This is a genomic window from Futiania mangrovi (genome assembly GCF_024158125.1).
Taxonomy (GTDB): Bacteria; Pseudomonadota; Alphaproteobacteria; order Futianiales; family Futianiaceae; genus Futiania; species Futiania mangrovi.
In genome coordinates, this window is sequence record NZ_JAMZFT010000002.1 from 647,806 (window position 1) to 661,720 (window position 13,915).

The following is a 13,915-nucleotide window of genomic DNA, read 5'->3' on the forward strand; positions in this document are numbered from 1 at the left end:
CCATGCCGCGTGGCCGAGGTGCGCCACGTTGCCGGAGGTCTCGGCCTACGTCCGCCTGGTGCGCCGCAGCAGGGCGAGAAGGACGAGAGCCCCTGCGAGCGGGAAGACCGCCACGGCGCCGAAGGTCAGCGTGTAGCTGCCGATCAGCTTGTAGAGCGCCGAGTAGAGGGCCGGCCCGACTACGACACCCCCGAAAGTGAAGAACAGCGCGCCCCCCGTCGCCAGGCCCACGTCCTCACGCCGCGTCAGGCGCGCAACGTCCGCCAGGAACACGCCGTTCCAGCCGATGGAGCTGGCGCCGAACACGCAGAGGACCGCGACCACCGCGGCCGGCGGCCAGTCCGGGCCGAGAAAGGCCGTGACGAGACAGGCCGCCGCGGAGAGCAGTCCGATCAGGATCAGCACAGGGATGCCGAAGCGGAGCCGGTCCGCCAGCATGCCCCAGATGACGCGCCCGCCCGCGCCGCAGGCCTGCACGAGGGATATGAGCCCTCCCGCCGCAACCAGAGACCAGTGCAACTCCTGCACCAGCATGGTCACGGTGAAGGCCATCAGGCAGAGCTGCGTCGTGGCGAAGCAGAAGCCCATGAACGATAGCGCCCGCAGCTCGGGTTGCCGCCAGACGAGCGCGAGGCCGCTGAGCATCGTTCCGCGCAAGGGTCGCTGCGGCTCCCGCTCCTCGTCCCAGCGCGCCCGCAGCGGCAGAAGAAGCACGAGCAACAGCACGATCAGCCCGCCCGATACGACGAACGCCGCCTGCCAGCCGATCGCCTCGGTCAGCGGCGGCAGCATGAGGCCGGCGAGGATCCCGCCCAGCGGCACCCCCGTCTGCTTCAGGGAAAAGACGAGATTGCGCCGCGCGGGCGGGGTGACCCGCTGAAGGATGGAGGAGGACGAGGGGTTGGTGAGCCCGTACCCGACGCCCAGCAGAAGCGAGGCTACCACCACGACGGCGAGATTGCCGCTCGCAATGCCGAGAATCCCGACACAGCTCATCGCAAGCGCGAAGATGCTCGCCGCGCCCGGTCCCCATCGGCGCACGAGGGGGCCCGCGATCGCGGACATCAGCGCGGCCGAGACATAGATCAGGCTGACCTGGTAGCCGACCATCTCCGCACCGACCGTAAAGCTGTCCGCAGCCGTCGGCGCTACGGTCGCAAGCGCAAGCACCGCCAGCGTGGCAAGCGCCTGCACCCCGGTCACGGCGGCAAGCGTCAGCGGCAGGCCGCCCGGCGGGCGCCCCACCCCGGCTGCGGGGACGTCTGCCGTCATCGCGGCGCGGCCTCTGCACCCCGGCTTTCCGCGAGCGCGGCCAAGGCGAGAATGCGCTGGCAGCCGAGGATGACCGGCCGCTCAACCAGCTTGCCGTCCAGCGTGCAGACCGCGCCGCCCGCGGCCTCGTAGGCCTCGACGATCCGGCGGGCCTGGGCGACTTCCTCGGGCGCCGGGGCGAGGGCGGCGTGGATCGGGGCGATCTGCTTCGGATGGATCGCCGCGCGCGCGCTGAAGCCAAGCTCGAAGCTGCGCGCAACGTCCGCGAGATACCCGGCGTCGTCGTCCAGCGCGATCCACGGCATCTCGATCGCCGCGAGGCCGTGACGGGCCGCGGCATGGACGACGCGGGCGCGGGCGTGCACGAGCGCTGCCCAGCCGAAGGGGACGCGAAGATCCGCCGCAAGGTCGGCGCCGCCGAACATCAGCGCGGCCAGCCGGGCGGATGCGCCGCCGATCTCCATGACGTTCTCGAGCCCCTCGGCGGTCTCGATCAGCGCCACGAGGAAGCCCGGCGCCCCGGCCTCCGCCAACAGGTCGCCCGCCAGGCGCACGTCCCCCGCGGCATCGATCTTGGGCAGCATTAGCCCGTCCCACAAGGCTGCGACATCCGGGGCCGTCAGGGCCAGCAGGTCCGCGATCCCGGTGCGGGAGCGCACGCCGTTCACCCGCACAAGAACCTTCGGGCCGTCGGGCGCCCGCGGCGTCCGCAGGAACGCGAGCACCGCGTCCCGGGCCTCGTCCTTGGCGGCCGGCGCAACCGCGTCCTCCAGGTCGACGATGATCGCGTCGGCCCCGGCGGCGAGCGCCTTTCCGAACCGGTCGGGCCGCGATCCGGGCACGAACAGGAGCGACCGCAGGACGGGCAGGCCGCCGGGCGACGCGTCGGCGGGAGAGCGACCGGAGGGAGATGTCATGAGAAAGAGCTTTCCATGCGTCTTGGCTTATGCGAATTTATACGGACAAATTTGCAGGGGCAACCCGGCCATAGTATCGGAAAATCGACAGGGACAATCCGCGACATGCCAGCGTCCAGTGCAACCCGGACCATCGTTTCCAGCCCGGGCCGCTATCTCGAGGACTTCGAGGTGGGCGACGTCTACGAGCATCGCCCGGGCCGTACGATCACCGACGCGGACAACATCAACTTCAGCCTGATGACGATGAACCGGCACCCGCTTCATTGCGACCAGGCCTATGCGGCGAAGTCGGAATTCGGCAGGCCGCTCGTCAACAGCGCGCTGTCGCTCTCGATCGTCGTCGGCATGACGGTCGACGACGTGAGCTACAAGGCGATCGCCAATCTCGGGTGGGAGGAGATCAGGCTGATGGCGCCCGTCTTCCCCGGCGACACGGTCTATGCACGCTCCGAGGTGCTGGAGAAGCGGGCATCCAAATCGCGCCCGACGCAGGGCATCGTGACCACGCGGACCGAAGGCTACAAGTCCGACGGAACGGTCTTCATGAGCTTCGTCCGGAAAGCGCTGGTGCCCAAACGCGGACACGGCGTCGGCGACTGAGCGCGGACAGCGCGCGCATGGGGCCGGCCCGCCAAGGAGCCGTCAGCCCTGCCGGCAAGGGTAACGAGAGCCCGAAGGGGCCAGACCAACGGGAGAACGCCAATGAACGTCCATGCCCCCCTCGACGCGGGGACCGACACGGCCACTGCCCCGATCCGCGAGGCGCTGGCCGCCTTCGCGGCGCAGACCGATCACGCCGACATTCCGGCGCAGGTTCGTACGCGCGCCGTGCATCACATGCTCGACGCGGCGGGCATCGCACTCGCCTCGACGCGGTATGACTTCGCTCTGCGCACGCTGACCGCGTTGCGCGGGCTCGGCGGCGAGGGGCCTGTGCCCGTAATCGGCATGCCCGCCCATCTGCCGCCGCGCGACGCGGCGATGGTCAACGGGCTCTTGTGCCACGGGCTCGACTTCGACGACACCCACATCGCGGGCGTCGTGCATCCGACCGCGAGCGTCTTCTCCGCGGTCCTGTCGGCGGTCCATCATGCGGGTGCGAGCGGCCGCGACATGGTGACCGCCTATGTGATCGGGGTCGAGGCTGCGGCGCGCATCGGCATGGTCGCGCGCGGCGGCTTCCACCAGGTCGGCTTCCATCCGACCGGCATGGTGGGCGTCTTCGGCTGTGCGCTCGCTGCCGGGCGGATCTTCGGCCTAACCGAGAAGCAACTGGCACACGCGCAAGGCATCGCGCTCTCGCTCGCCTCGGGAAGTCTGGAATTCCTCGAGGACGGCGCCTGGAACAAGCGCTTCCACCCGGGCTGGGCCGCCAATGCCGGGATCACGGCGGCGGCGCTGGCGCGTGAGGAGTTCTTCGGTATTACCCGGCCCTACGACGGCCGTTTCGGGCTCTACAATTCCTATCTGGGAGAGTTGTCCAAGGCCTGCGACCTGTCGCTCGCCACTGCCGGTCTCGGCGAGACGTGGGAGCTGATGAACACGGCGATCAAGCCCTACCCGGCGTGCCATTTCACCCATGGCTGCATCGACGCGGCGCAGGCGCTGGCGCAGCAGGGCATCGGCGCAGACCGGATCGCGTCCATCGTCGCGCTCGTCCCGGCGGAAGTGGTGAAGACCGTGTGCGAGCCGGAGGCGAACAAGAAGCGCCCGGCCAACAGCTACGACGCGCAGTTCTCGATCCCCTATCTCGTGGCCACGCCCTTCGTGCGCGGGCGCTTCACGCTGGCGGAGCTGGAGGACGAGGCGTTGACCGACCCGGCGATCCTCGCGCTGGCCGACCGCGTGTCCTACCGGGCCGACCCGGACTCGCCCTTCCCGCGGGCATACTCGGGCGAGGTGATCGTCACGCTCAAGGACGGGACGGAGCACCGGCACCGCGAGCATGTGAACCGCGGCGCCGCAGATCGCCCCCTGACAAATGCCGAGATCGTCGAGAAGTACGAGGGCAACGCGGCCATGACGCTGGCCCGCGGCGAGGCGGAGCGGTTCAAGGCGGCCCTCCTCGGGCTCGATGCCGACGAGCCGGCAGCCGGTCTCCTGGCCACGCTCGGCCGGCCAAGCGCCTGATTTCACTGGTCGAGGGGCCGTGCGGCGCGCGGCCCTACCGCCAGCCCTACCCTTGTTGCTCCACCGCTTTCTGACCGAGGATTTCCCCCGATGACTGCCGATGCCGCCCGCACGCTCGAGGCAGAGCGTCTTGAACAGGAACGCATGATCCTGGACAGCATCGACCGCTGGCTGGAGCGCGACGTCCGCCCGCAGGTGATGCATCTCGAGCACAACGACATCTATCCCGACGACATCGTGGAGCAGATGAAGGCGCTCGGCCTGTTCGGCGCGATCATCGACGAGGAGTACGGCGGCCTCGGCCTGCGCCCCTCGGTCTATGCCAAGATCATCGAGCGCATCTCGACCGTGTGGATGTCGCTCTCCGGCATCATCAACAGCCACCTCATCATGGCGTTCATCGTGCAGCGCAAGGGCACGGAGGCCCAGAAGCGGGAGCTTCTGCCCCGCTTCGCCACCGGCGAACTGCGCGGCGGCCTGGCGCTCACCGAGCCCGATTGCGGCACCGACCTGCAGGCTATCCGCACGACCGCGCGCAAGGTCGGCGATCATTATGTCGTGAACGGCACGAAGACCTGGATCTCGAACGGCATCAAGGGCTCGGCCTTCGCGCTTCTGGTCAAGACGGACCCGGCGGCCGATCCGCGCCACAAGGGCATGTCCATGTTCATCGCCGAGAAGGGCGACGGTTTCCGCGTCAGCCGCAAGCTGGAGAAGCTCGGCTACAAGGGCATCGATTCCGCGGAGCTGATCTTCGAGAACTACAAGGTCCCGGAAAGCCGCCTGATCGGCGGCGTCGAGGGCGTCGGCATGGCGTGCGCCATCTCCGGGCTGGAACTGGGCCGCGTCAATGTTGCGGCGCGCGGCGTCGGCGTCGCGCAGGCCGCCCTCGACGAGGCGGTGAAATACAGCCAGCAGCGCCAGACCTTCGGCAAGCCGATCCACCAGCACCAGGCCATCGCGCTGAAACTCGGCGACATGGCGACGCGCGTCATGGCCTCGCGCCTGCTGACCGAGCAGGCGGCGAACGCGCTGGACCGGGGGGACCGCTGCGACTACGAGGCGGGCATGGCCAAGCTGTTCGCGACGGAATCGGCGGTGGAGAATTCGCTGGACGCCATGCGGATCCACGGCGGCTACGGCTATTCCAAGGAGTTCGTGGTCGAGCGTCTCTACCGGGACGCGCCGCTCCTGTGCATCGGCGAGGGCACGAACGAGATCCAGCGCCTGCTCATCGCGCGGCGCCTCATCGAGAACAACCCGGCCTGACGCCGGACCAGCATCACGGGAGAGAGACGCGGTGCTTCCCCTTCACGGCATGACGGTGATCGCGGTCGAGCAATATGGCGCGGGGCCCTTCGGCTCCATGCTGCTCGCCGACATGGGTGCGGATGTCATCAAGATCGAGAACCCGGCAGAGGGCGGCGAGGTCGGCCGGCACGTCGGGCCATTCTACTTCGACAAGGGCGACAGCCATTTCTACCAGGCGTTCAACCGCAACAAGCGGTCGATCACGCTGAACCTGAAGCACCCGGAAGGCCAGCGCATCTTCCGCGCGCTCGTGGCGAAGGCGGACGCGACGCTCGACAATCTGCGCGGCGACCTGCCCGAGAAGCTGGGCGTCACCTTCGACGCGCTGAAGGACGCGAACCCGAAGATCGTCTGCGCGCACCTGTCGGCCTACGGACGCACGGGAAGCCGGAAGACCTGGCCGGGCTACGACTATCTGATGCAGGCGGAGACGGGATATCTAAGCCTCACGGGCGAGCCCGACGGCCCGCCCGCGCGCATGGGACTCTCCATCGTCGACATGATGACCGGCCTGCTCGCGGCCTATGCGCTGACCTGCGGCGTGTTCGGCGCGCGGGAGACGGGCAAGGGGCGCGACATGGACGTCAGCCTGTTCGACACGGCGCTGCACAACCTCTCCTACCTCGCGACCTGGTACCTGAACGGGGGCCACGTGCAGGGGCGCGAGGCGCGCTCGGCGCACCCGTCGCTTGTGCCGTCGGCGCTCTACCGCACGAAGGACGGCTGGATTTTCCTGATGTGCAACAAGGAAAAGTTCTGGCCGATCCTGGCGGAAAAGCTGGGCCATCCCGAGTGGGCGGACGACCCGCGCTTCCGCACCTTCAAGGACCGGCTCGAAAACCGCGACCTCGTCACCGAGATCCTCGACGCCGCGCTGATGCAGAAAACGACCGACGAATGGACGGCAATCCTGGGCGGCGCGGTGCCCGCGGCCCCCGTGCACAACGTCGCGCAGGCGCTGGAGAACCCGTTCGTGGCCGAACGCGGCGGCGTCGCGGACTTCGCCCGGCGTGCCGGCGAGGCGGGACCGCCGGTCCGGATGCTGACCGGGCCCGTCCGGGTCGGCGGCGCAGAGGTGCCGGCGCGTGCGGCACCCGCACTTGGCGGCGATACGGCGGACGTGCTGTCGACCATCGGCCTCGGCCCGGACGACATCGCCCGCCTGCGCGCCGACCGCGTGATCTGATCGAGGGGGGACGTCCGCCATGGCCGATGAGGAGTTCGCGCGCGCCTATCTCGCCCGCTCCTTCGGGATGACCGTCGACGACGCCACGCTGGCGCTGGTGGCGGGTCTGATCGAGAAGACCCCGCGCGTGCTGGAGGCGCCCCTTGCGGAGGCGCGGGCGGCGGCTGCGGAACGCACGCTGTTCGACGTCGCGCCCAACCGGCATGCCGCGCTCATGCTGGGCAAGGAGCCTGTGCGATGAGCGACCCGGCGCTGATGACGCTGACCGAAGCGGCGGCCGCCGTGCGCGCCGGGGATGTGACCTCCCAGGCGCTGGCCGAGGCCTGCCTCGCCCGCATCGCTGCGGCGCAGGACACGCTCAACGCCTTCATCGCCGTCGATGCGGAGGGTGCGCTCGCGGCCGCGCGCGCCTGCGACCGCGAGGCGCGGGAGGGCCGCTTCCGCGGGCCGCTCCATGGCGTGCCGCTTGCCCACAAGGACATGTTCTACCGCAAGGGCCAGCGCTGCACCTGCGGCTCGAAGATCCGGGCCGGTTTCGTCCCCGACGAGACGGCGGAGGTGCTCGAACGGCTCGACGCTGCGGGCGCGGTCACGCTCGGCACCCTGCACATGTCGGAGTTCGCGATGGGGCCGACGGGCCACAATGCGCAGATCGGCCGCTGCCGCAACCCGTGGAGCCCGGAGCATGTCACCGGCGGATCGTCCAGCGGGTCGGGTGCCGCGGTCGCGGCGCGGCTGGCTTTCGGGGCGCTTGGCTCCGACACCGGCGGATCGGTGCGGCTGCCGGCGGCGTTCTGTGGCGTCGTCGGCCTGAAACCGACGCAAGGCCTGCTCAGCCAGCACGGCATGATGGGGCTGTCGGAGAGCATGGATTGCGCGGGGCCGCTGGCGCGGTCCTCGGCCGATGTCGCGGTGCTGATGGACGTGCTGACCGGGCAGGGGACGCACCATGCCGATGTGCTGTCGCGGCCGGTGTCCGGCCTGACCGTGGGCCTGCCAACGAGCTATTATTTCGACGGCGTCGAGCCGGAAGTGCAGGCAGCGCTCGATGCCGCACGCCGCGTGCTCGAAGGCGCCGGGGTGCGGGTGGTGGACGTCGACGTGCCCGACCATTCGGCCTTCGCCGAGCTTGCCAACCTGGTCTTCACACCGGAGGCGGCGGCGCTTCACCTGCCCTGGCTGCTCGAACGTCCGGAGGATTACGGGCCCCAGGTCCGCGCCCGACTGATGCAGGGGCTGACGATCCCGGCAGTCCAGCATCTCCAGGCCAAGCAGCTTCGCGTGCTCCATGCCCGCGCCATGATCGAGGGTCCGCTAGCCGCCTGCGACGCCTTGCTGACGCCGGCGCTGCGCAGGCGCGTGCCCACGGCGGCAGAGACGGACGTGGCCGCGGGCACGGCCATGGCGGCGACCATCGCGGCGGTGTCGGACATGACGCGGCCACTGTCGTACCTCGGCCTTCCCGGGCTTGTGACGCCCGTTGGGCGGGACAGTGCCGGGCTGCCGGTCGCCATGCAACTGATCGGACGGCCGCGACAGGAGGCAACGCTCCTGGCGCTCGGCCATGCGCATGAGAGCACGACGGACTGGCTGGCGGCGGTGCCGCCCGTGCCGGGGCGGCCGGCGTCCTGAAGCCGGACCTTGATCCCGGATGCGTTGACCTGCGGGGCGGTGCGGTATATCGGGCGCGTTCCGGCGGGCGTGGCTCCAGGGGACCGGGGAGGTGGCGCATGACAAGGGCGGTCGAGACGGCTGACGAGGGGGATGGACGCGACATCCCGCTCTATCTCGAACTCGTGAACACGCTTCTGGAGGAGATCCGCGCCGGGCGCTATGCCACGGGCGCGCGACTGCCGACCGAGCATGAGCTTTGCGACCGTTTCGCGGTCAGCCGCTACACGGTGCGCGAGGCCTTGCGCCGCCTGCAGGAGATGGGCTTCGTCGAGCGCCGCCAGGGCATGGGTACCGTGCTCATCTCGGACCAGGGCAGCGGCCAGTTCGTCAACTCGATCAGCCGGCTCGACGAGCTTCTGCAGTATGCAAGCTCCACCCGGCTCGAAATCCTGTCCATCGACCGCATCGTGCTGCAAGGCGACCAGGCGCGCCGCCTGCACTGCGAGGCCGGGACGCAATGGTACAGGATCAGCGCCCTGCGCCGCAGCGAGGTGGCGAACGAACCGCTCGGATACTCGGAAATCTACGTCGATCCGGAGTTCGAAGGCGTGCTCGCCCGCGTCGGGGCGGAACGCAAGGCGGTCTACGCCATGATCGAGCAGGATTACGGCGTCCGCATCCGCGAGGTGCAGCAGGACATCGAGGCGGCCGCAGCCGATCTCAACATGGCCTCGCGCCTGTCGGTGGCGGCGGACGATCCGCTGCTCATCATCGCGCGGCGCTACTACAGCGAAGAGGGACGCCTGGTGGAAATGTCCCTGAATACCCATCCGGGCGGACGCTTCCGGTACGAGATGACCCTGCAGCGGGGGAACTGGTAGGGCCCGGTCAGAACACGGTAGGGCCGGGTTCGGACGGGGCTCTGGCAATCGTCGCTTGTTGCCTGCGCGGCATCGGGACCGGCGTCCGGCTGTTCGAAAGGCGCGGATTTGTGGGCTTCCTGCCACATCATGGTTAAAAGTGCCACTTCGTGTCTTGACATCTTTGCAGAAAATCCAATCACTTGTGCGGTAAAGTGCGTTTGTGCTGTTAACCTTTTTGTATATCTGGCTCGATTGATGCGGTCTTGCGCGGTCTGACCTTGCAGGCCGACGCGCCCGGAAGAGGCGCAGAGAGCGGATGGTCCTTCCGGCCTGCAGGGGGCGGCAGGCGCAAACTGTAGCGTGGTAGGGCCGCACATGTCGGGACTTGAAGGTGGCGGGGACATGAAGGATCGCATCGGGCAGGCTCTGGACCTGACGCATCGTGCCGTGACCTCCGGACGGCAGGGCGTGCTGTCGCGCCAGCTCACCGACCTTATCCTCATGCTTGGCGACGTGCGCCGCTCCATGGCACCGCAAGACTGGGCAGCGATCGTGCGCCTGTGCCGGCAACATCCGCTGCTCGATGCGCTCCATGCCGATCCCTTGACTTCGCGGGCCTACACCAAGCCCGACGGCTACCCCGGCGATGCGCGGCTTCTCGACCTGATCTACGGCCGTGGCAACTATGCCGCCGCGCTGGCGGAAGCTGATGCGCTTGGCCGCTCGGTTTATGCGTATACGCGCATGGCGCCGTCGTGCATGGCAGTGCGCAACCGCTGCGACATGGCAGCCGACGCTATCGGGGAAACGCTGCGCACCCGGGACAGCGCACGCATTCTCTCGGTCGCGTGTGGCAATCTGCGTGAGGCGGAGCGGGTGCCATGGGCTTTCGTCGGCAATCTCGACCGCTTCACCGCGCTGGATATGGACGAGGTGTCGCTCGCCGACATCGAGGCGCGCCGGCTTCATCCGAACGTCGCGTGCGTGAAGGCGCCGATCCGCGACCTGATCCTCGATACCATCGACGAGACGGACTTCGACCTGATCTACGCGCTCGGCATCTACGATTACCTGAACCGGCGCACGGCCAGGCGGCTGACCCGCAGCCTGGCGAAGCGGCTGCGCCCGGGGGGACGGCTTGTCGTTGCCAACTTCGCCAAGGACGCGATCGATATCGGGTACATGGAAACGTACATGGACTGGTACCTGATATACCGCGACGAGGCGGACATGCTGGATGCAGCGAGCGACATCGACGAGGGGGCCACGGCGTCGCGCAGGGTCTACCGCGACATCTCGGGTCAGCTCGTGTTTCTCGACCTGGTGAAAGCGGGCTGAGCGGCGGGCTCCCCCGAAGGGCATGTATTCGCTCACGGCCCTGAAATATGAAACCCCCCGTTACCGCTCTCGCCAGTCCGGGGGGCTTCGGTCCGATGTCGACGCGTCGTTCGGACAGGTATGAGACTCGCCGAAAACCCTTAATGGCCGGTTAAGCGGCAGACGTTTTTCGTGCGATCGCCGACGCAGGTGCCGTGCCGGAATCTTCCGCGGCGTCACCCGCTGCGGCAGGTGCCTGCCTGCCATCCTCGCCAAGGGCCGCGCGCAGCGATGCCGCGGCATCGCGCAGTGCGCCGGCCCCGCTGTCGTCGCCCGCGCGTCTCCCGTCCCCGCTTCCGTCTGCCGGCGTCCCCGGAGCGGCTGCGAACGAGATGCGGAATTCGGTGCCGACATCGGGTGTGCTGCGCATGTCGAGCTCCGCATCATGGAGATCGACGATCTTCTTGACGAGCGGCAGGCCGAGACCGGCCCCACCCTTGGACCGCGCGAAAGCATCCTCGAGCTGTACGAAGGGTTCGAACACCCGCTCCTGCTCGTCGGTAGGGATGCCGCAGCCCGTGTCGCGCACGACGAGCAGCGTGCCGCCGCCGCCGTCGGCCGCAGCGACGACGAGGTCGATGCGGCCGCCCGCCTCGGTAAACTTCATTGCGTTGGTAAGCAGGTTCACGAGCAACTGCCTCATCAGCCGCGGGTCGGCGTGCACCATGTGCGGGCCATCCCCCGGGTCCATCGACAGGGCGATCTGCTTCTCTGCCGCCTGGTCGCGGAACAGGGTCATGGTGTCCTCGGCCAGCCGGGCAAGGTCGATGTCTTCCGCTTCCACCCGCAAGGTGCCGGCCTCGGCCTTCGACAGGTCGAGGATGTCGTCGATGATCGTGCAGAGGAAGCGGCCGCTCTTGTGAATGTCGCTCGTGTAGGCCTTGTAGCGTTCGTTTCCGAGCGGCCCGAAATACTCGCCCATCATCATTTCGCTGAACCCGATGATGGCGTTGAGCGGCGTGCGCAACTCGTGGCTCATGGTCGCGAGGAACTGGCTCTTGGCATGGTTGGCGGCCTCCGCCTTGGCCTGCAGCGCCTCCGCCTGCCGCCGTGCCTCGGCAAGCACCTCGTTCTGAACGAAGATGCTGCGCATGAAATGGTCGAGCGCATAGGACGAGAAGACCGTGACGCCGGCGGCCACGCTGAGGAAGAAGACATTGTTGGCGAGCGCCCACGAGGGAATCGGGTTGATGAGCGTCGCCGTCACGATGTAGCAGACGAATAGGGCACCGCAGATTATGGCGCCGCGCATGAAATGGATACGCAGCACGACGCCGCAATAGATCAGCGAGATCACCAGGCCGCCGTAATAGAGATGGCGTGCCGGCGCGTCGATGATCGCGGTCATCATGATGATGCTGAAGCCGGAGGTGGCCATCGCGATCGAAAGGATCAACTGCGAGTGTGACCAGATCCAACGCGTGTACGTCATCATGAAGGCAAGCAGCAGCACCGGGCACACGAACATGAAACGGATCGCATAAAGTTCGTGCACATAGGCAGAGGCGATCATCTGGTCGAGGACGCCGAACACCGCGAACAGCAGGGCGCCGAGCAGCAGGGCGATGCGGATGATCGGAAGCGACTGAGAGAGATAGGCGACGACATAACGCGCTTCGACGTCTGCGTCGTGAAAACGCAGGGTGAAGCGGTTGTACCGCCGCTCGAAGTCGCGTCCCAGGTCGGTTGTCATCCGCGCGTTTGCCGCCAAAAAACTGCAAGCGAATGTATTGGATTTTCAGTAAACGAAGGGTGAAGTGGCCCTTTGGGCCGGAGAATTTCCCTTGAAAATTAGGGCGTCATCGCGATGTCGGCCCGCGTCAGCGGTGCGCGGCTCCCGGCTCCGTCCGCCCGGACCGGAACAGGCGGCCTCGCTCGGTCACGAGCAGGATGACGACGGTCGCCGCGCCCGATCCCGCGAAGCCCAACGCCATGGGCGTGGCCGTTCCGTCGAAGGACTGCCCGATCGCATAGCCGATCAGCCCGCCGACGAGGACGGTCGTCGCGCCGATCACCGAGGACGCGATGCCCGCGATATGGCCCTGCGGCTCCATCGCGAGCGCGTTGAAGTTCGAGAAGACCAGCCCTACCAGCAGCATCGAAGCCGACAGCAGCGGCACGAATACCCAGGCGTCGAGCAGGCCAACCTCCGCGAAACCCGCCATCAGCAGAGAGATGCCGAGATAGAGGAAAACCGCGGTATGGCTGAGCAGCCGCATGCCCAGCCGCTCGACGAGGCGGGCATTGACGAAGGCCGACACCGCGATGCCGGCGGCGCCGAGGGCGAAGACCGCGGGAAACCAGACGCCGAGGCCCATGACGTCGACCAGCACCTGCTGGGCCGAGTTGATGAAGCCGAACATCGCCCCGAAGAACACTCCCGCCGCCAGCATGTAGCCCACCGTCTGCCGCGATCCGAACAGGGAACGCAGCGCGGCGAGGATGACATAGGGCCGGATCGCGCGCCGGTGCTCGGGCCGCAGGGTCTCGGGCAGGAACGCCGCGCACAGGGCGAACATCACGAAGGAATAGACCGCGAGCAGGCCGAACACAGCGCGCCAGTCGGCGACGAACAGCACGGCCTGCCCCAGGGTCGGGGCGAGAACCGGCACCGCCATGAACACCATCATGACGAGCGAGACGACACGCGCCATGCGCCTGCCCTCGTAGCAATCGCGGATCGCCGCCGTCGCGATCACGCGCGGCGCAGCCGACCCCGCGCCCTGGATCACCCGGGCGATCAGCATGGTCGTCATGTTGGGCGCCACGACGCACCACAGGGCGGCGGCGAAATAGACCGCGAGCCCGGTTAGAAGCACCGGCCGGCGGCCATACCGGTCGGAGAGCACGCCCATCACGAACTGACCGCCCCCGAAGCCGAGCAGATAGGCGGAGACGACCATCTGAACCTCGTTCGGGTCCTGCAGCGCAAAGCTCCCGGAAATCAGCGGGAAGGCCGGCAGCATGACGTCGGTTGCGAGCGCGTTGAGACCCATCAGGCCCGCGATCAGGCCGACGAAGGCCGCAAACCCCAGCGGCGCATGGCGCGGGGAAGGCGATGGGGCGCCCGCTGGCCGCGCCGGTCGAGGCAGGTCTGTCGGCTGCATGCAAGGCAACTTAAGCGGACGCGGCGGAGCGCGCCATTCCGCGCCGCGCATGGCAGGTCAGATGCTCCGGGCGCAGCCGAGGGAATAGCAGCGGGGCGACGCGCGTTTCTTCTTGCCGTCAGGTCTCGACCCGAA

At 68.1% G+C, this 13,915-nt stretch carries 12 protein-coding genes; 8 read left to right on the top strand and 4 right to left on the bottom strand.

Features of this window, described 5'->3' with window-relative positions; translation table 11 throughout:
* Positions 1-45 precede the first annotated feature (45 nt).
* Together NJQ99_RS09975 and NJQ99_RS09980 are read right to left on the bottom strand one after the other, a co-directional pair.
* Positions 46-1,272 carry an MFS transporter gene (locus NJQ99_RS09975; protein ID WP_269332679.1) on the bottom strand — a complete coding sequence of 409 codons (1,227 nt, stop codon included), beginning with the start codon at positions 1,270-1,272 and terminating at the stop codon, positions 46-48.
* Positions 1,269-2,189, bottom strand: a complete 921-nt coding sequence (locus tag NJQ99_RS09980; RefSeq protein ID WP_269332680.1) for an HpcH/HpaI aldolase/citrate lyase family protein — start codon at positions 2,187-2,189, stop codon at positions 1,269-1,271. Before NJQ99_RS09980 ends, NJQ99_RS09975 begins: the two co-directional genes overlap by 4 nt.
* A 105-nt stretch (positions 2,190-2,294) precedes the next feature.
* Between NJQ99_RS09980 and NJQ99_RS09985 the strand changes: the two genes are divergently transcribed.
* From NJQ99_RS09985 to NJQ99_RS10020, 8 genes are all read left to right on the top strand, one after another.
* The gene (locus NJQ99_RS09985) at positions 2,295-2,792 is read left to right on the top strand and encodes a MaoC family dehydratase (RefSeq protein ID WP_269332681.1); all 498 of its coding nucleotides are present in this window, start codon (positions 2,295-2,297) and stop codon (positions 2,790-2,792) included.
* Positions 2,793-2,894: 102 nt separating this feature from the next.
* Positions 2,895-4,322: an MmgE/PrpD family protein gene (locus tag NJQ99_RS09990; RefSeq protein WP_269332682.1), complete on the top strand. Its 1,428-nt coding sequence runs from the start codon at positions 2,895-2,897 to the stop codon at positions 4,320-4,322.
* A gap of 90 nt (positions 4,323-4,412) precedes the next feature.
* Complete coding sequence (locus NJQ99_RS09995) at positions 4,413-5,591, top strand: acyl-CoA dehydrogenase family protein (protein WP_269332683.1); 1,179 nt, start codon at positions 4,413-4,415, stop codon at positions 5,589-5,591.
* A 49-nt stretch (positions 5,592-5,640) separates the two neighbouring features.
* Complete coding sequence (locus NJQ99_RS10000) at positions 5,641-6,819, top strand: CaiB/BaiF CoA transferase family protein (RefSeq protein ID WP_269333216.1); 1,179 nt, start codon at positions 5,641-5,643, stop codon at positions 6,817-6,819.
* Positions 6,820-6,838: 19 nt separating this feature from the next.
* Positions 6,839-7,060, top strand: a complete 222-nt coding sequence (locus tag NJQ99_RS10005) for a hypothetical protein (RefSeq protein WP_269332684.1) — start codon at positions 6,839-6,841, stop codon at positions 7,058-7,060.
* On the top strand, positions 7,057-8,451 hold the full coding sequence (locus NJQ99_RS10010; protein WP_269332685.1) for an amidase: 1,395 nt from the start codon (positions 7,057-7,059) through the stop codon (positions 8,449-8,451). Before NJQ99_RS10005 ends, NJQ99_RS10010 begins: the two co-directional genes overlap by 4 nt.
* Positions 8,452-8,549: 98 nt before the next feature.
* Positions 8,550-9,314 carry a GntR family transcriptional regulator gene (locus NJQ99_RS10015; protein ID WP_269332686.1) on the top strand — a complete coding sequence of 255 codons (765 nt, stop codon included), beginning with the start codon at positions 8,550-8,552 and terminating at the stop codon, positions 9,312-9,314.
* A gap of 384 nt (positions 9,315-9,698) precedes the next feature.
* On the top strand, positions 9,699-10,634 hold the full coding sequence (locus NJQ99_RS10020) for a class I SAM-dependent methyltransferase (protein ID WP_269332687.1): 936 nt from the start codon (positions 9,699-9,701) through the stop codon (positions 10,632-10,634).
* 151 nt (positions 10,635-10,785) lie between these two features.
* Here the strand turns inward: NJQ99_RS10020 and NJQ99_RS10025 are convergent, their stop codons facing one another.
* Together NJQ99_RS10025 and NJQ99_RS10030 are read right to left on the bottom strand one after the other, a co-directional pair.
* Positions 10,786-12,366 carry a sensor histidine kinase gene (locus tag NJQ99_RS10025; RefSeq protein WP_269332688.1) on the bottom strand — a complete coding sequence of 527 codons (1,581 nt, stop codon included), beginning with the start codon at positions 12,364-12,366 and terminating at the stop codon, positions 10,786-10,788.
* Positions 12,367-12,493: 127 nt separating this feature from the next.
* The gene (locus NJQ99_RS10030) at positions 12,494-13,780 is read right to left on the bottom strand and encodes a multidrug effflux MFS transporter (RefSeq protein ID WP_269332689.1); all 1,287 of its coding nucleotides are present in this window, start codon (positions 13,778-13,780) and stop codon (positions 12,494-12,496) included.
* Between the last annotated feature and the right edge of the window lie 135 nt (positions 13,781-13,915).